At 68.2% G+C, this 16067-nt stretch carries 19 protein-coding genes and 1 pseudogene; 6 read left to right on the forward strand and 14 right to left on the reverse strand.

Annotation, left to right across the window (positions count from 1 at the left end; genetic code table 11):
- Positions 1 to 279, reverse strand: a 279-nt coding sequence (locus AC1DOC_RS03660; protein ID WP_478129413.1) for a dihydroxy-acid dehydratase domain-containing protein, incomplete at its 3' end; no start/stop codon positions are given.
- A gap of 82 nt (positions 280 to 361) precedes the next feature.
- Between AC1DOC_RS03660 and AC1DOC_RS03665 the strand changes: the two genes are divergently transcribed.
- Positions 362 to 1057, forward strand: coding sequence for a GntR family transcriptional regulator (locus AC1DOC_RS03665; RefSeq protein WP_015865762.1), 696 nt, complete (start codon positions 362 to 364; stop codon positions 1055 to 1057).
- A gap of 50 nt (positions 1058 to 1107) precedes the next feature.
- Complete coding sequence (locus tag AC1DOC_RS03670; RefSeq protein ID WP_478080884.1) at positions 1108 to 1677, forward strand: flavin reductase family protein; 570 nt, start codon at positions 1108 to 1110, stop codon at positions 1675 to 1677.
- Positions 1678 to 1719: 42 nt separating this feature from the next.
- On the opposite strand, the gene AC1DOC_RS03675 is transcribed toward AC1DOC_RS03670, so the two are convergent.
- The 6 genes from AC1DOC_RS03675 to AC1DOC_RS03700 all read right to left on the reverse strand — a co-directional run bounded on the left by AC1DOC_RS03675 (position 1720) and on the right by AC1DOC_RS03700 (position 6573).
- Complete coding sequence (locus AC1DOC_RS03675) at positions 1720 to 2742, reverse strand: zinc-dependent alcohol dehydrogenase family protein (RefSeq protein ID WP_478080885.1); 1023 nt, start codon at positions 2740 to 2742, stop codon at positions 1720 to 1722.
- Complete coding sequence (locus tag AC1DOC_RS03680) at positions 2742 to 3320, reverse strand: amino acid synthesis family protein (RefSeq protein WP_478080886.1); 579 nt, start codon at positions 3318 to 3320, stop codon at positions 2742 to 2744. The genes AC1DOC_RS03675 and AC1DOC_RS03680 overlap by 1 nt, the downstream gene beginning before the upstream one ends.
- A gap of 10 nt (positions 3321 to 3330) precedes the next feature.
- A complete protein-coding gene (locus AC1DOC_RS03685) occupies positions 3331 to 4302 on the reverse strand; it encodes a tripartite tricarboxylate transporter substrate binding protein (protein ID WP_478083554.1) in 972 nt (323 codons plus the stop codon).
- 66 nt (positions 4303 to 4368) lie between these two features.
- The gene (locus tag AC1DOC_RS03690; protein WP_478080888.1) at positions 4369 to 5232 is read right to left on the reverse strand and encodes a fumarylacetoacetate hydrolase family protein; all 864 of its coding nucleotides are present in this window, start codon (positions 5230 to 5232) and stop codon (positions 4369 to 4371) included.
- A gap of 36 nt (positions 5233 to 5268) precedes the next feature.
- Positions 5269 to 5820: a VOC family protein gene (locus AC1DOC_RS03695; protein WP_478080889.1), complete on the reverse strand. Its 552-nt coding sequence runs from the start codon at positions 5818 to 5820 to the stop codon at positions 5269 to 5271.
- A gap of 33 nt (positions 5821 to 5853) precedes the next feature.
- Positions 5854 to 6573: a GntR family transcriptional regulator gene (locus AC1DOC_RS03700; protein WP_478080890.1), complete on the reverse strand. Its 720-nt coding sequence runs from the start codon at positions 6571 to 6573 to the stop codon at positions 5854 to 5856.
- Positions 6574 to 6604: 31 nt separating this feature from the next.
- On the opposite strand from AC1DOC_RS03700, the gene AC1DOC_RS03705 reads away from it, so the two are divergent.
- Complete coding sequence (locus AC1DOC_RS03705) at positions 6605 to 7204, forward strand: NADPH-dependent FMN reductase (RefSeq protein ID WP_478083552.1); 600 nt, start codon at positions 6605 to 6607, stop codon at positions 7202 to 7204.
- A gap of 33 nt (positions 7205 to 7237) precedes the next feature.
- Here AC1DOC_RS03705 and AC1DOC_RS03710 read toward each other — a convergent pair whose 3' ends face one another.
- Together AC1DOC_RS03710 and AC1DOC_RS03715 are read right to left on the reverse strand one after the other, a co-directional pair.
- Positions 7238 to 7780, reverse strand: coding sequence for a cupin domain-containing protein (locus AC1DOC_RS03710; protein WP_478129414.1), 543 nt, complete (start codon positions 7778 to 7780; stop codon positions 7238 to 7240).
- Between the two features lie 8 nt (positions 7781 to 7788).
- A complete protein-coding gene (locus tag AC1DOC_RS03715) occupies positions 7789 to 8898 on the reverse strand; it encodes an alcohol dehydrogenase catalytic domain-containing protein (RefSeq protein WP_478080893.1) in 1110 nt (369 codons plus the stop codon).
- 149 nt (positions 8899 to 9047) lie between these two features.
- Between AC1DOC_RS03715 and AC1DOC_RS03720 the strand changes: the two genes are divergently transcribed.
- Positions 9048 to 10646 (forward strand): bifunctional 3-(3-hydroxy-phenyl)propionate/3-hydroxycinnamic acid hydroxylase, encoded by a 1599-nt coding sequence (locus AC1DOC_RS03720; RefSeq protein WP_478080894.1) that lies wholly within the window; start codon positions 9048 to 9050, stop codon positions 10644 to 10646.
- 11 nt (positions 10647 to 10657) lie between these two features.
- On the opposite strand, the gene AC1DOC_RS03725 is transcribed toward AC1DOC_RS03720, so the two are convergent.
- The 3 genes and pseudogenes from AC1DOC_RS03725 to AC1DOC_RS03735 form a co-directional block, all read right to left on the reverse strand.
- Positions 10658 to 11671, reverse strand: a complete 1014-nt coding sequence (locus AC1DOC_RS03725) for a TRAP transporter substrate-binding protein (protein ID WP_478080895.1) — start codon at positions 11669 to 11671, stop codon at positions 10658 to 10660.
- A gap of 35 nt (positions 11672 to 11706) precedes the next feature.
- Positions 11707 to 12156 (reverse strand): type II 3-dehydroquinate dehydratase, encoded by a 450-nt coding sequence (locus tag AC1DOC_RS03730; protein ID WP_478080896.1) that lies wholly within the window; start codon positions 12154 to 12156, stop codon positions 11707 to 11709.
- A 15-nt stretch (positions 12157 to 12171) separates the two neighbouring features.
- Positions 12172 to 13132 (reverse strand): annotated as a pseudogene (locus AC1DOC_RS03735) (TRAP transporter substrate-binding protein).
- On the opposite strand from AC1DOC_RS03735, the gene AC1DOC_RS03740 reads away from it, so the two are divergent.
- On the forward strand, positions 13132 to 13884 hold the full coding sequence (locus AC1DOC_RS03740; RefSeq protein ID WP_478129415.1) for an IclR family transcriptional regulator: 753 nt from the start codon (positions 13132 to 13134) through the stop codon (positions 13882 to 13884). The pseudogene AC1DOC_RS03735 and the gene AC1DOC_RS03740 overlap by 1 nt on opposite strands.
- 27 nt (positions 13885 to 13911) lie before the next feature.
- Here the strand turns inward: AC1DOC_RS03740 and AC1DOC_RS03745 are convergent, their stop codons facing one another.
- Together AC1DOC_RS03745 and AC1DOC_RS03750 are read right to left on the reverse strand one after the other, a co-directional pair.
- Positions 13912 to 14616, reverse strand: a complete 705-nt coding sequence (locus AC1DOC_RS03745) for a phenylalanine--tRNA ligase beta subunit-related protein (protein WP_015865775.1) — start codon at positions 14614 to 14616, stop codon at positions 13912 to 13914.
- Between the two features lie 39 nt (positions 14617 to 14655).
- Positions 14656 to 15516, reverse strand: a complete 861-nt coding sequence (locus AC1DOC_RS03750; protein ID WP_478129416.1) for an AraC family transcriptional regulator — start codon at positions 15514 to 15516, stop codon at positions 14656 to 14658.
- A 192-nt stretch (positions 15517 to 15708) separates the two neighbouring features.
- Between AC1DOC_RS03750 and AC1DOC_RS03755 the strand changes: the two genes are divergently transcribed.
- Positions 15709 to 15909: a hypothetical protein gene (locus AC1DOC_RS03755; protein ID WP_021003566.1), complete on the forward strand. Its 201-nt coding sequence runs from the start codon at positions 15709 to 15711 to the stop codon at positions 15907 to 15909.
- Positions 15910 to 16067 lie beyond the last annotated feature (158 nt).

The following is a 16067-nucleotide window of genomic DNA, read 5'->3' on the forward strand; positions in this document are numbered from 1 at the left end:
GGGCTTGACCATGCTCTCGGACAGCGAGATGGCCGGCAGCTCGAGCGGAAAGCCGCCCGCCTGGAAGATGCCGCGCTTGACGTCGTCCACGCGCTGCTTGAAGTGCGAATGGCACTGGTTGGCGTCGCTCCAGGTGTTGACGATGGCGATGATCGGCTTGCCGACCCAGTCGGTGGGCGCATAGCCCATCTGCATCACGCGCGAGCGGTGGCCGAAGGAGCGGAAGTCGTCGGGCGCGAACCAGCGGGCGCTGCGCAGGGTGTCGTAGGAACGTGGCATCGGGGCGGAACCGGTATTCTTCGTGGAATCAACTACATTAAAACACTAATATATCACTCGGTCAAAGCGAAAATTCGAACGAATGACAGCCCTCCCCCGGATCCGACTCGACCGCACACGCCTTGCAGCGCCCCAGGTGCTCGAAAAGCTGCGCGGTGCCATCCTTTCCCTTGAACTCGTGCCCGGCACCGTGCTGGTCCGCCAGGAGCTGGCCGACCGCTTCGGCGTGAGCCAGACGCCGGTGCGCGAGGCGCTGCTGCGCCTTGCCGAGGAAGGCCTGGTGGATGTGTTCCCGCAGCACGCCACCTTGGTGAGCCGCATCGACGTCGACGCCGCGAAGCAGGCGCACTTTTTGCGCCGCTCGATCGAGCTCGAGATCGTGCACCAGCTGGCCGAAGAGGCGCCGCCCGAGCTCGTGGCCCAGCTGCAGGCCCAGGTCGCGCTGCAGGCCACGCTGGCGGCGGCGCGGCAGTACGGCGACTTCGTCGGCGCCGACCGCAAGTTCCATCATCTGATGTACGAAGCCGCAGGCGTGCCGAGCCTGTGGGACATGGTGTCCCGCGTCTCGGGCCACGTGGACCGCCTGCGCCGCCTGCACCTGCCCACCGCCGGCAAGACCGAGGCGATCCTGCGCGACCACCGCGCCATCGTGCGCGCCATTGCAAAGCACGACGGCGCGGCGGCGCAGAAGGCGCTGCGCGAGCACCTCTCGGGCACGCTGAGTTCGCTGCCGGAGATCTGCGCGCGGCATCCGGATTTCATTGCGGGGAGGAGCTGAGACGTGCTTCGCGGTACCGTACGCATTTCCGAATGCGAAAAGGTATCGCGATGACGAAAAAGAAAAAGCTTTTCGCCAAGGCGGACTTCCCTGTCTCCCAGGTGCGCCAGTTCCTGGAGCCGGGCCCGGTCGTGCTCCTGTCTTCCCGATGGCAGGGGAAGAACAACATCATGACGCTGGGCTGGCACACGGTGATCGAGTTCACGCCCTCGCTGGTAGGCTGCGTGATCGCGCGCACGAACCACAGCTTCGAAATGATCCGCCGCAGCGGCGAGTGCGTCATCAACCTCCCCACGCGGCCGCTCACCGACGAGGTCGTGCGCATCGGCAACAGCTCGGGCGCCGAGATCGACAAGTTCGCGGCCTTCGGCCTCACGGCAGCCGATGGCGAGCGCGTGGAGGCACCGCTCATCGGCGAATGCCACGCGAGCTTCGAATGCCGCGTCCACGACCGCAGCCTGGTCGGCAAGTACGACTTCTTCATCCTCGAGGTGGTGAAAGCCCACGCCGCCGAGTCGCCCCGGCATCCGAAGACGATCCACTACACCGGCGACGGCGTTTTTCTTGAATCGGGCAAGGCGTTCAGCCGGCGATCCTTGTTCCGGAGCGCGCTGCTTTGAATCGCTGCGACCGACGCCTGCGGCGGGTTCTCGCGTCGTTGCCTAGTCACGAGGCGAGCCGCCAGGCAGCAGCACGATCTTGCCGACCGCGCTTCCGCTGTCGAGCACTTCGTGTGCACGGCGCGAATCCACCAGCGCGAAGCAGGTGGCGGGGGGCGCATGCACGCGTCCCTGCGCCATCAGCGCGATCGCGGCCTCCATGAAGCCGCGCCGCTGCGCCGCGTCGGCGTCGATGGCGTGGATCGAGAAGGTGCGCACGGCCAGGCTCCTGCCCAGCAGCCGCCGAAGCTCCTCGAACACGTCGCCGGCCGGCGGGCCGTTGACGATGTTGTAGGAGACCGCCATGCCGAACGGCGCAAGGGCGCGCAGGCAGGCGATGAAGAGCTCGCCGCCCAGGTGGTCGAAGGCCAGGTCCACACCGCGCCCGCCGGTGAGCTGCATGACCTTCTCTGTCAGGCCTTGCGGGTCGCTCTCGATCACCTCGTGCGCGCCGTTGGCCCGCGCGAAATCCCGCTTCTGCGGCGTAGACGCGGTGCCGATCACGCGCAAGCCGCGGTCGCGTGCCACCTGCACCAGCGCCGTGGCCACGCCGCCGGCCGCGCCAGGAATCAGCACGGATTGCGCCGGCAGGTTGCCGTTGCTCGACAGCATGGCCAGCGCGAGCTGGAAGTTGCCGAGGCTCACGGCATCCTCGAAGCGGATCGCATCGGGAAGCACGAAGGGCGCGGCCTCGGGCACGCAGATGGCTTCGGCATAGCAGCCGCCGCGCTGCGCGAGCTCGCGCGCGCTCACGAACACGCGCTGGCCGACCTGCAGCGCGGTGACGCCGGGGCCGACGGCATCGACGATGCCGGCCATCTCGTTGCCGGGAATCGCCGGCATGGGCGGCATCCACTTGTAGCTGCCGTTGCGGATCAGCACGTCGGGGCCGCCGGCGCCGATGGCCATGGCCTTGACCCGCACTTCGCCGGCCTGCGGCTGCGGCAGCGGCAGCTCCACCAGTTGCAGCACCTCGGGGCCGCCGGGGGCCTGCAGCTGGACCGCCTTCATCGTGGGGCGCGACATCAGCGCTGCCCGTCGTGCACGGACACCTTGTCCTTGGTGAGCCCGCCCAGGCGCGCATGCACCCGCCCTCCGGTACCCATCACCAGCGCGAACAGGATCTCGTTCGGCCGCGGCGCATCCTGGATGCCGATCTCCATCGCGTTGTAGTGGCTGCGCACGTAGGCGGCATGGATGTAGTGCAGCGGCACCATCAGCCGGTAGCCGGTGGCGGCCACCGCCTTGGCCGAGGGCACGATCGCCTTCGGCTCGCCGAGCACCTCGCGCATGGCCCAGCCGCCGGCCTCGTGCCAGACGGCGCCGTGCTCCATCTCGCCGTTCACGCCGACGATCGCGGCCTTGCTGTAGACCTCGACCTTGTCGCGCCCGAGCGTCTCGACCAGTTCGGTGGCCAGCAGCGTGCCGAGCGCGCGCAGCTCGGCCATGAAGGGCAGCAGGTCCGGCTCGTAGCGGCCTGCGTAAGGGTTGTGGATGACCGCGCAGGCGGCCGCCAGCCTGAGCGGCGTGGCGGCCGGCGGACCGCCCTCGTGGTAGATGGTTTCGATGCAAAGACTGCGCTTGCGGATGTCGATCAGGGACATGGAGGGATCCTCATTGCTTGGGAATGTGTGCATCGTTCACCACGGCGGTCCACCGCTTGAGTTCGGCGGCCACCATGGTGGTCATTTCTTCGGGCGTGCTGCCGCGCGCTTCGCCGCCCATTTCCTCGAGCCGCGCACGCACGGCCGGCGCCTGCAGGGCCTTGAGCGTYTCGGCGCGCAGGCGGTCGACGACCGGGCGCGGCGTGCCCGCGGGTGCCATGAAGCCGGCCCAGGAGCGCACGTCGTAGCCGGGCGCGCCCTGCTCGGCCACAGTCGGCAGCTCGGGCATCTGGCTCCAGCGCTGTGCGCCGGTGGTGGCCAGCGCGCGGAGCTTGCCGGCCTTGATGTTGGCCAGCACGGCGGTGGGCGGCGCGATGATCATCGGCACCTCGCCGCCGAGCAGCGCCGCCACGGAGGCCGCATCGCCGCGGTAGGGAATGTGCAGCATCTCGACGTTGGCGCTCTTCACCAGCAGCTCGCCCGCAAGATGATGCGTGGAGCCGATACCGGCCGAGCCGTACGACACGCCGCGCGCATCAGCACGCGCCGCGGCGAGCATCTCGGCCAGCCCGCGGTAGGGCGAATCGGCCCGCACCACCAGCAGGAACGGAAAGTAGGTGATCGTCGAGACCATCTGGAAGTCCGTCACCGTCTGGTAGCTGAGCTTGTTGTAGAGCGCGCCGGCCACCGCGTGGCCGCCCGTGGCCAGCAGCAGCGTGTAGCCATCGGGCTTGGCGCGCGCCACGGTGCCCGAGGCAATGGTGCCGCCCGCGCCGGTCTGGGCCTCGACCACGAAGGGCTGGCCGAGCCCCTTGGCCATTTCCGTGCTGACCACGCGCGCGATGGTGTCGGCGTTGCCGCCGGCCGCAAAGCCCTGGTAGATCTTGATCGGCTTGTCCGGAAAGCCCTGGGCCAGGCCGTGAAGGGGTGCCGCGCAGGCCAGGGCCAGGCCTGCGGCGACGAGCGAGCGTCTGTGCCACATGGTTTTGTCTCCAATGTTGTGGAAGGAAGGCCGCGGCTTGTGCCGCCGCGGTCCGGGTCCGGGGCCTCAGTCCTGCTGGACGATGGGATTGCGCAGCACGCCGATGCCTTCGATCTCGACCTCGCACACGTCGCCCGGCTTCATGAAGCGCGGCGGCTTCTTGCTCCAGCCCACGCCCGCCGGCGTGCCGGTGGCAATGACGTCGCCGGGCGCGAGCGTGAAGATGGTCGACGAGTAGCTGATGAGCTTCGGAATGCTGAAGATCATGTGGCCCGTGTGGCTGCTCTGCACCACTTCGCCGTTGAGCCGGGTCTCGAGCTTGAGTTCGCGGCCGGGCGCGATCTCGTCGGCCGTCACCATCCAGGGGCCGAAGCCGCCGGTCGACTCGAAGTTCTTGCCCGAGGCGATCTGCTTGGCATGGAACTGCCACTCGCGCACGCTGCCGTCGTTGTAGCAGGAATAGCCTGCCACATGATCGAAGGCGTCGGCCTCGGCGATGTTGCGCCCGCCCTTGCCGATGATGACGGCGAGCTCGCCTTCCCAGTCGAGCGATTCCGACACGTGCGGCCGCACGATCGGCTGGTTGTGCGCGCATTGCGAACGCCACACGCGCAGGAAGATCGGCGGCTGCTCGGAGAGCTCGCGATGCATGCCGGCCGCCAGCACCTCCTGGTGGTGGTCCATGTAGTTGCGCACCGCGCACACGATCTTCTCGGACCTGGGGATCGGCGGCAGGTAGGTGATGTCGGCGAGCCTGGCCGCGATGGGCAGGCCTTCGACATGCTGCGCCGCCTTCAGGTACTCGCCCGAGGCGATGTAGTCGACCAGGCCCGCATGCTGCGGTCGCGCCTTGCCGAGATCGACCACGCCGTCGCCGACGACGGCGCCCCAGGTTTCGCGGCCTTGATGGACAAATGACAAAAGCTTCATGGGAACTCCGGTTGAAATGTGCGGTTGGATGAAGAGTCAGGGCGCGGCCGGCGCACGCGACTCGAACTGCGCCTGCCACTGCGCGAGCGGCATGAAGCTCGGGTCCCTGCGGCAGGCCTCTTCGGTCTCGCGCATGAGCGTTTCGTCGTCCTTGGTGAGGTCGAGCGGATCGCCATGCGGCTGCGCGATGTAGAACGGCGTGTCGACGTAGATCTCGACCGTGTTGCCTTCCGGGTCGAGCATGTAGACCGACAGCGCGTTGCCGTGGTTCAGGCCGCGGATGTTGGTGGCGCCCCGGGCCTCGGCGCGCGCGGAGATGTCGCGCAGGTGCTGGATGCTCGGCACCACGAACGAGATCTGCATCACGGTGCTGAACGTCGCCTCCGCCGGCCGGCCCGAGGCGAGCACCAGCTGGTGGTGCTGGTCGGGGCTCGCGCTGGTGAACACCAGCTGGTTCCTGAAGGTGCGGCCCTCGCCGCGGTCGGTGATCGTGAGGTCGAAGGTCTCGGTATAGAAGGCCACCATCCGCTCCAGGTCGGTGACGAAGATGCCGAAATGCGAAGGCGTGGGTCGTGCGACCTTGAGCATGCTGTCTGTCTCCGGTGGCGGGCTCTGGCGTTCCTAGGATTGCGCGGCCTGGGCCGCCTTGAGTGCGGCAATCACGTTGCGCTGCGTGCTCAGGATGTGCTCCTCCAGCAGCGCGCAGGCCGTGTCCGCATCGCGGCGCAAGGCGGCGTCCATGATCTTCTTGTGCTCGCTCGACTTGCGGCGCGCGGTCTTCCGGTGGCGCGCAGAAAACCGCCGGTAGCGCTCGGCCTGGTCGAACAGGCTCGCGCCCCAGGCACGTTGGCGCAGCGACGGGCAGGCGGCCAGCAACGAGAGGTGGAAGCTGCGGTGCAGCTGCGACCACTCGCCATCGAGAATGACCGGCCCGTCGCTCAGGCGCGACTCGACTTTCTCCAGCCGATGGAAAGCGGCGAGTACCGTGGCCTCCCAGGCGTCGTCGCCGTGCGCGATGGATTCGCGCAGCGCGGGCACGTCCAGCATCACGCGCATGCGCGTGATGTCGGCCAGGTCCTCTTCGGAGATCGGCGCCACGCGGAAGCCGCGGCGCTCGTCGGCGCGAACGAGCCCTTCCTGCGCCAGGCGGCTGAGCGCCTCGCGCAGCGGGCTGCTGGAGTAGCCGTAGGCCGACTGGAGTTCGTCGAGCTTGAGCTTGGCGCCGGCTTCGAAGGTGCCGGCCAGGACGTCCTGCCGCAGGCGGGCGAAGGCCTGCTCGGCCAGTGGCGGCTCAAAGGCGGGGGAGATTTCTTGTTTGTGCATGAAAGCAATTTTATGCATAAACTCTCGATTCCTGAACAAGAACCTGAACATGACACACGGCACCTCCACCCCCGGCATCCGGCTGTTCGGCATCTCCGGCAGCATCCGGCGCGAATCCCACTGCACCGCGGTGCTGCGCAGCCTGCAGCCTCTGCTGCCCGAGACGGCATCCATCGAGCTCTTTCCCCTGGACGACGTTCCGCTCTACAACGCCGACCTCGACGGCGCTTCGCCGCCCGCGGCCGTGGCACGGCTCAAGGCCGCCATTGCAGAAGCCGACGGCCTGGTGCTGTGCTCGCCGGAATACAACTACGGCATGCCCGGCGTGCTGAAGAACGCCATCGACTGGGCGTCGCGGCCCGGCTTCGCCTCGCCGCTCAAGGGCAAGCCGGTCCTGATCGCGACCGCCTCGCCCGGCACCGCCGGCGGCGTGCGCGCGCAGGCGCAGATCCGCGATGCCCTGGCCGCCACGCTCGCGCGGCCCGTGGTGCGGCCGCACGTCGCCATTGCGAACGTCGGCACGCGCATCCGCGACGGCCGCCTCGTCGACGAGACCACACTCGACTTCCTGCGCGTGGCACTGGCCGACCTGCTGCAGGAAATCGCGCTGCTGGGCAGCGCCGCTTCCCGGGCGGCGGATCAGCGCTGACGATGGCGTGCGGCTCATGGGGCAGGCCCTGTTTCAGCCGGCGCGCCGGGCGCCCACGAGCACGAACAGCAGGGTCGCCGGCTTGTCGCCGAGGTTGCGCCATGCATGCCGGTTGCCCTGCTGCACGRCCACGTCGTGCCGGCGCAGCAGCACCTGCGCACCGTCGTCGAGCTCGAGCGTGATCTCGCCTTCGAGCACGATGTCGTAGTCGATGCTGTCGGTGGTGTGCATGCCCGGGTGGTCGGGCTCGAAGGTTTCGGCCAGGCCGGGCAGCAGGCGGCCGGCCTCGGCGCCGAAGGCGGCTGCATCGAAGTCGGCGCGCATCATCACCGCATCGGGCGGGAAGCTGACCATCATCACGCGGGTGCCGCCCGCGGCCGGCGCGAAGCCTGCCTCGCCCGTGCGATCGTCCGCCGCGCCGGCACCCACGGTATCGAAAGCCTCCGAGGCCCACAGCAGTGCCGCGGCATGGCCGGGCAGGGTCGTGAACTCGACGCTGCGCGGCGCCACGCCATCCGAGAGCACCCGGGCCTTGCCGTCGGCGCCCGTACCCGCCACTACGCGTCTGATCTTCATGGCGTGCCTCAGGGGTTGATGACGAAGTTGCTGAAGCCGCCGTTGCGGCTTGCAATGCCCGAGATCGCCTCGTTGATGCGATCCAGCGGATAGCACACATGCTCGAACACCGAGAGGTCGAGCGTGCCGGCTTCGGCCATGTCGGCCATGTCCTGCCCTTCGCCGGCGGTGAACCAGGCCGAGCCCTCGATACTCTGCTGCTCGTCCATCATGGTGTGCAGGTCCATGCCCACCATGCCTGCGATGGCGCCGATGTTGAAGGCGCGCCCGCCGCGCTTGAGCGCGCGCACGCCCTGCTGGAAGGTTTCGTGCGGCGCGCCGGGTCCCAGCGCGTCGATGAAGGTGTCCACGCCCAGGCCGTCGGTGCGCGCCTTGGCCCAGGCGTCGATCGCCTCGCCGTCGGCGTTGGAAAAAACCTCGATGCGCCCGGGTGCCAGCGCCCTGACGCGCTCCAGCAGCTCGCGATTGCGCCCGGTGCCCAGGATGCGCGTGGCACCCATGGCCAGGCCGAAGAGCGCGCCGCCGATGCCCAGCGTGCCGCTGATGCCGTTGATCAGCACGCTGCGGCCCGGGCCGACCTTCGCCTTGCGCATCGCGGAGTACATGGTGCCCAGGTAGCCGAAGCGCGCCGCCTCGTTGAAGCTCACGTTGTCGGGCAGCTTCACCAGCGCGTACTGCGGCGCAATCATGTATTCGCCGAGGCCGCCGTAAGGATAGTTCTTGTAGAGCTTGAGCGAGTTCTGCGAGAAGCCGAAATAGCCGCTGAACGCGTAGTGGGTGCAGTTGACGAGATCGCCGTTGCGGCAGGCGCGGCAGCCGCCGCAGTAGAGGCTCGGGTTCACGTAGACGCGGTCGCCGGGTTTCCAGGTGTGCACGTGGGTGCCGACCGCCGTCACCTCGCCCGCCGGGTCGAGCCCGAACACCGCGGGCAGCGGCGGCAGCGGCAGTTCCGGGAACCAGGTGGTCCAGTTGGCCAGGATGTTGCCCAGGTTGGGCACGATGCCGCAGGCACGCACGCGCACCTGCACATCGTTGGCGGCGGGCTGGGGAATCGGCAGCTGCTCGACTTCCATCGGGGCGCCGACCTTGTGCAGTCGCGCGGCTTTCATCGTCGTCATGGTGTCTCCTTGCTGATGGTGACTTGATGCACAAAGTGCGTTTTGTGCATTCTTTTCGACCGAGCGGCCCGGCGTCATCGGTGATAACCCTTTGCGCATGAAAACTAGTTTTATGCACAATATTTAAATCCATGCATTCAAGGTACGCCATGCTCCAACAGAATCCCGAGCCCGTCGATGTGGCGGTCATYGGCTTCGGCCCCGTCGGCGCGACGCTCGCCGCGCTGCTCGGCCAACGCGGCCTGCGCGTCGCGGTCTTCGACAAGTCGACGCAGATCTACCCGCTGCCGCGCGCCTTCGCGCTCGACCACGAGGCGCTGCGCGTGTTCCAGGAGATCGGCATCGCCGGCACSCTGGCGCCGCACATGACGCCCTATCGCCCGACGATCTACCAGGGATGCGACGGCGAGCCGATCCAGCACTTCGACATGGGGCCCTCGCCCTATCCGCTCGCCTGGGCGCCGTCGTACACCTTCAACCAGCCGGCACTGGAAGCCTCGCTGCGCGAGGCCGTGGGCAAGCTCCCCACCGTGTCGGTCCACCTGGGGCACGAGGTGCTGCAGCTCGGCCAGTCGCCGGACCATGCGCTGCTCGGCGTGCGGCGGCCCGACGGCGCCCAGGCACAGTTGCGCGCGCGCTATGCCGTCGGCTGCGACGGCGGCACCAGCCCCACGCGCAAGCAGATGGGGCTCACACTCAAGAGCCTCGACTTCGACGAGCCCTGGATCGTGGTCGACATGCATGTGGATGAAGACAAGCTCGACCGGCTGCCCGCCACCAATGTCCAGTACTGCCATCCCTCGCGCCCGTGCACCTATGTCGTGGGACCGGGCAATCACCGGCGCTGGGAGTTCCTGCTGCTGGCCGACGAGGCCGAGCAGCGCGAGATGCCGCCCGAGTCCATCTGGAAGCTGCTCGCTCCCTGGCTCACGCCTGCGGACGCACGCATCTGGCGCGCCGCCACTTACCGCTTTCACGCGGTGGTTGCCGAACAATGGCGCAGCGCCCGCGTACTGCTCGCTGGCGACAGTGCCCACCAGATGCCGCCCTTCCTGGCGCAGGGCATGTGCCAGGGCCTGCGCGACGCGGTCAATCTCGCGTGGAAGCTCCAATGGGTGCTCGAGGAACGCGCCTCCGAGCGCCTGCTGGACAGCTACGGCGACGAGCGCGGACCGCAGGTGGAAGATGTCACTGCGACCGTCAAGCGCCTGGGCCAGATCATCTGCGAGCGCGACCCGGTGCGCGCCACCGAGCGCGACCGGCGCCTGCGCGAGCAGCAAGGCGGCCAGGTGCGCATGCAATTGCGCCAGAGCCTGCTGCCCGGCGTGCACCACGGGTTGATCGATCGCGACGAACTGCCCGCGGGCACGCCCTTCCCCCAGGCCATGGGATCGCTCGGGCCGGACGCAGCGCCGCAGATGATGGACGACCTGCTGCCGTACGGCTTTCTGCTGGTGCTGCGCCATGCGCCCGGCGCGGACACGCTGCGCGCCTTGCAGGAATCGGCCGCCACGCTGAGCGCAGGTGTGCTGTGCATCGATGCCACGGCGCCGGCGCCCGGCATGGCGACGCTGGCCGAGGCGGACGGCATCCTCGCCGCCTGGTTCGAACGCCACCAGTGCGAAGCCGCGCTCGTGCGGCCCGATCACCTGGTCTACGGCGTGGCACGCAGCCTCGACGAAGCCGCGGTTCTGATGCAGCGCGCCTGCACGGACCTGGGCGCCCGCTCGTTCGCTTCCGCGGCCTGAGCCTCACGAGCCTACTTGCGCACCTTGTCGATCGCCGACATCAGCTCCTTGACCGTGGCCTCGCCCACCGACGCGGAATACTTGTCGATCACCGGCTTCACCTTGGCGCGCAGCTTCTCCATTTCTTCCGGCGGCAGTTCCGAGACGGTCATGCCGGCTCTCCTGAGCGCCTCGAGCGCGCTGTCGGCGGCGCTGCGCGAGGCCGCGCGCTGGAACACGGTCGAATCCCTGGCAGCCTCGGTGAGGATCTGCCGCTCGTCGGCGCTCATGCCGTCCCAGGTCTTCTTGCTGACCAGGAGCGCCTGCGGGTTGTAGACGTGCCGCGTCTGGGTGATGAACTTCTGCACCTCGGCAAACTTGGAGGCCAGGATGGTGGTGTTCGGGTTCTCCTGCCCGTCGACCGCTTTCTGGTCGAGCGCGGTATAGAGCTCGGGGAACGGCAGCGGCGTGGCATTGGCGCCCAGCGCGCTGAACAGGTCGATGTAGATCGGCGATTGAATGACGCGGATCTTGAGCCCCGCGATGTCGTCGGCCGCCGCGATCGGCCGCTTGCTGTTGGTGAGATTGCGAAAGCCCAGGTCCCAGTAGCCAAGGCCGTGCAGGCCCTTGTCGTCGAGCCTTGCCATCAGCTTCTGGCCGAAGGGCCCGTCGGTGACCGCATCGGCCTCCTTGCCGCTGTTGAAGAGGAACGGAAAGTCGAAGACCGCGAACTCCTTGAGCTGCGCCGAGAGGATGCCTGCGTTGAGCACCGTGAGCTCGACCGTTCCGCCCTGCAGCGCAGACACGGTCTGCAGGTCGCCGCCGAGCGTGCCGCCCGGAAACAGCTTGACCGTGATCTTGCCGCCGGACTTGGCCGCGACGATGTCGGCGAACTTCTGCGCGCCCTGCGCCTGCGGATGGCCGGTCTGGTTCTGGAACGCGAACTTGAGCGTGCGTTCCTTGACCTGCGCGCCGGCACCGGCCGCCGCCAATGCGGCGAATGCCGCGACGGCCACCGCCAGCCATTTCTGCTTCGAGCCTTTCATGGGCGTCTCCTTCGTGTGTTCCGCCGGGGCTCTCTTCAGGCGCCGGCCGGTTGCCTTTGCTGCATCTCGACCAGCGCGCGCAGCGCGGCCAGGTACGACTGCGGTCCCAGGCCCTGGACCGTGCCCTTGACGGCTGGCGAGATGATCGAGTGCGCGCGCCAGGCCTCGCGCGCGGCAATGTTCGACATGTGCACCTCGATGGTCGGAAACGGCATGGCCTTGATCGCATCGTGCAGCGGAACGCCGTGCTGCGTGAGGCCTGCCGGATTGACCAGCGCGCCCTGCGCATCATCGATGTGCGCGTGCAGGAAGTCCACCAGCACGCCTTCGTGGTTCGACTGGATCGTCTCCAGCGTGGCGCCGAGTTCGCCCGCGAGCTTGTGCAGCAAGGCGTCGATCTCGGCCAGCGTGGTGGTGCCGTAGATGTGGGGTTCGCGGCGGCCGAACAGGTTGAGGTTGGGGCCGTGCAGGACGAGGATCTTCATTCCGTGGCTTCTTTCCTATTTGCGGATGCGCGCAAGTTCGTCGTTGTAGAGCTTGACGATGGCGGGGTCGTAGCTGGCGGAGAAGCGCTCGATGACGGGCCTCGCAATCTGCCGCATGCGGGCCTGCTCGGCCGGCGCCACCTCGTTGAACTTCGCGCCCTTGGCCTGGAGCTCGCCCACGGCCCGCTGCGCGGCGGCGCGGCTCACCTGGCGCTGGTAGCCCCGGGCCTCGTCTGCAGCCTCGCGCATCATCTTCTGCTCCGCGGGATTGAGCGTGTCCCAGAACTTCTTGCTGACCAGCACGATGTTGGCCGCGTACACATGGTTGGTGGCGCTCACGAACTTCTGCACCTCGAAGAACTTGTTCGAAAGAATCACCGAGTACGGGTTCTCCTGGCCGTCGACCGCCTTCGACTCGAGCGCGCCGTAGAGCTCCGCGAAGGGCATCGGCACCGGGTTGGCCTTGAAGGACTTGAAGGTCTCCAGGAACACCGGGTTGGGAATCACGCGGATCTTCAGGCCCTCCAGGTCTTCGGGCCGGGTGATCGGGCGCTTGCTGTTGGTGACGTTGCGAAAGCCCAGGTCCCAGTAGCCCAGCGCGACCAGGCCCTTCTCCGGCAGCTTCGCAATGAGCGCCCTGCCCGAGCGGGCCGTCGAGCAGCGCATCGGCCTGCGCGAAGTTGCCGACCGCGAACGGAAAGTCGACCAGGCCGAACTCCTTCACGATGCCCGCGAGCGAGGTGGTGGCCGGCGCCGACATCTGCTGCACGCCGCCCTGCAGCGCCGACTGCTGCTGCATCTCGTTGCCCAGCTGCGAGGCCGGGTACTCCTGCACCTTCATCTTGCCGCCGCTCTTGGCCGCCAGCAGCTCGGCAAAGCGCTTCACGCCAAAGCTCACCGGGTGGTCGGCGTTGTTGAGGTGGCCGAAGCGGATGACGCGTTCCTGCGCCTCCTGCGCAAGCGCCGGAACGGCCAATGCGTGAACACCTGGCCGGCCACCCCGAAGGCCGCGCGCTTTCCGCGCTCTCCGCCGAGCTGGAGATGCCGCTGAGCGCCACCCACCGCCTGCTGGGCGAGCTGATCCGCTGCGGCTATGTGCGGCAGGACCAGAGCCATGGCGACTACATGCTCACGATCAAGCTGGTGTCGCTCGGCCTGAGCTTCCTGAGCAACAGCGGCATCGTCGACGTGGCACAGCCGCTGCTCGACCGGCTCGCGGCCGAATCGGGCGAGCTGGTGCGGCTGGCGGTGGTCGACGGCGACGAGCTGACCTTCGTCGCCAAGGCGCAAGGCGCCGTGCGCGGCCTGCGCTACGACCCCGACATGGGCCTCTCGGTCAACCTCTCGTGCAGTTCCGCGGGCCACGCGTGGCTGTCGACCATGACGGACGAACAGGCGCTCCAGCTGGTCGCCAGGCAAGGCTTCGGCAAGCCCGAGGACTACGGCCCGAAGGCGCCGACCACCGTCAAGGCACTGCTGGTGTACCTGCGCGCGGCCCGCAAGCGCGGCTTCGCGATGATCAACGAGGTGTTCGCGCCCGCCATGACGGCCATGGCCGCGCCGGTGCGCAGCGGCAACGGCGCGGTGATCGGCGTCATCACCATCGCCGGGCCGCTGGTGCGGCTGACCGAAGAACGCATGCTCGCGCTGGGCCCGGCCCTGCTGGCCACGGCCGAGGATGTGGCGCACGCGAGCGGCGCGTCCGCGCTCTTCAAGCGGCGCGCCTGACCGGGCGCCTCGGGGGACGGCCGCTTTTCAGAACACCAGGCGGGGCGCGTCTTGCCGCAACAGCGCGCTCGCGGCCGGCGGCGCCCAGGTCTCGGCCAATGCCCGGGACAGTGCATCCAGCAGCTGCCGGACATCGTTGGCGGCATCCGCATGCAGGGCCTCGGCCACGATGAGGACGCGGGAGGTTTCATCGCGCACGGCCGAAAGCGCGCTCTGGCGATGGGTCCAGCGCCGCGCATGCGCGCAGCCTGCGGCATCCGCAAAGACGACTTCGCCGCGTTCGGGCGTTTCCGTTTCGCCCGAGAACGCGAGGTAGCTTTCGCTGCCGTCGGCGCACCGCACTTGCAGCCCCTCGGCCACCTTCGACAGGTCGAACACCGCGATCGGAATCGCGAAGGCCAGCGACAGCGCGTTGCACAAATCGACGAGCGGATGGATCGGCGGCAGCGCGCCTTCCTTCCTGAACCGGCGCAGCAGCGACTCGGAGGCGCACCGGTACTGCGTGGGCTTGAGCCCCATGCGTGCGAAGGTGCGGCGCCAGGCCTGGATCTCCGGAAGATCGGCTTCCGAGCCGACGGTTTCGAGCCGTGCGCGCGCCACGCCGTGGTAGTGCGCCACCTGCGCCTGCACGCAGGCGTTCCGGTGGATGCCCTGGGCCAGCAGGACGCCGGGCACCAGTTCGGGATGGCGCTGCCAGATTTCCGGCGAATGAGAGAAGAAGAAAGAGTGCATGGCCCAGTGTGTCGCTGGCGCCGCGGCGTGTCTTGAACGCTATTGCAGCCGTGCGGGCGCCGCCCAGGCGCGCTGCCATGCACCAGGCGTGAAGCCGAAGTGCAGTGCAAACGCGCGCGTCATGTGGCTCTGGTCGGCAAAGCCCGTCGCCATGGCCGCATCCGCCAGTGCAGTGCCGCGCCGGATGAGGCCGCGCGCCACTTCCGCGCGCTGCTGCAACAGCCACGCGAACGGCGTAACGCCATGGACCGCCTTGAAGCGCCGCAGCAGCTGGTATTTGCTCAGCCCCGAAGACGCAGCGAGCTGCGCCAGGCTGGGCGGCTGCGCAAGGCAATCCGCGAGCATGTCGCGCGCTTGCGAGACGTCGGCCGATGCGGCGCGCGTGGGCAGCCTTTGCGCACCGTGGCGCGATGCGAGCATGGTGCAGGTCTGCACGAGCAGCTCCTCGCAGCGCAGTGCATCCACCTCTGCCCGCTGCGGCGCGGCAGTGCGCGCCTCCAGCAGCCGCAGGAGCTCGCCGAGCATGCGCCGCAACCCCTCGTCCTTGATGAYGGGGCGGACCAGGGCCATGTCCTCGTTCGCCGCGCCCATTGCAGCCGCATCCACGGCCCATCGGATCGCAGCGGGTTCGAGATACAGCATGCGCCAGCGCCGGAACGGCGCGCCGAGCGGCCGCCCGTCATGCACTTCGCCCGGATTCGTCGCGATGAGATGGCCGGCATGGGCCTCGACCTCGCCGCACCCGCTGGCCGAGCGCTGGGCGCCTTCGTCGATGACGCCGATGCCGAAGGTGGCATGCCAATGCCTGCCGTAGCGCCGTTGGCTCGAGATGCGGGTGCCATGCACGCCTTCCCAGGGCGAGCCGAAGACGCGGCAGTCGTGGTGCGGGTTCTTCATCATCGCGCGCAGTATGCATGGGCACGCGAACCCGCAGGATTCACCGCAACGTGCGCAAATTTGCACAGCTTCCTCCGCGGGCATCCTGCCCGACGTACTCCGTTTGCCAATGCGCGCTTGTAGGATCGCCGCCATCCAGCAAAGCACGCCATGCGGCCCGCACTCCACCACCCTTCCCCGTCCGCCTCGAATCGAATGAAGCAGATCTGCGTCAACTGGCGTTCGAGCGTCGTCCACGACGAGGACGACGAGCACTGCGACGACGGCCTGTGGGTGCCCGAAACCCCTGCAGCGCGCAGGGAGGCCCAGGTGATCTGCGAAGTCCAGAATGCGATCTACGGGCACGGCTCGCACTGGATCGAAGAGCGCGAGGCTCTTCTCCTGCGCTCCGCCTGACCAGGGCGCGCAGGCCAAAGAAACTGCGAACTTTCGGCCTCAAAAAATTTTTTCGCACGGCGCTACAGTTCGCTGTCGATTTTCCGCCGCCTCGTTCGTCGTGCCAGTGGAGGGTCATCCTCTGCACTTCAGGAGAACACAGCCATGGCTACCAACAC

The sequence above is a fragment of the Variovorax sp. 01T439_2 genome, from assembly GCF_056398445.1.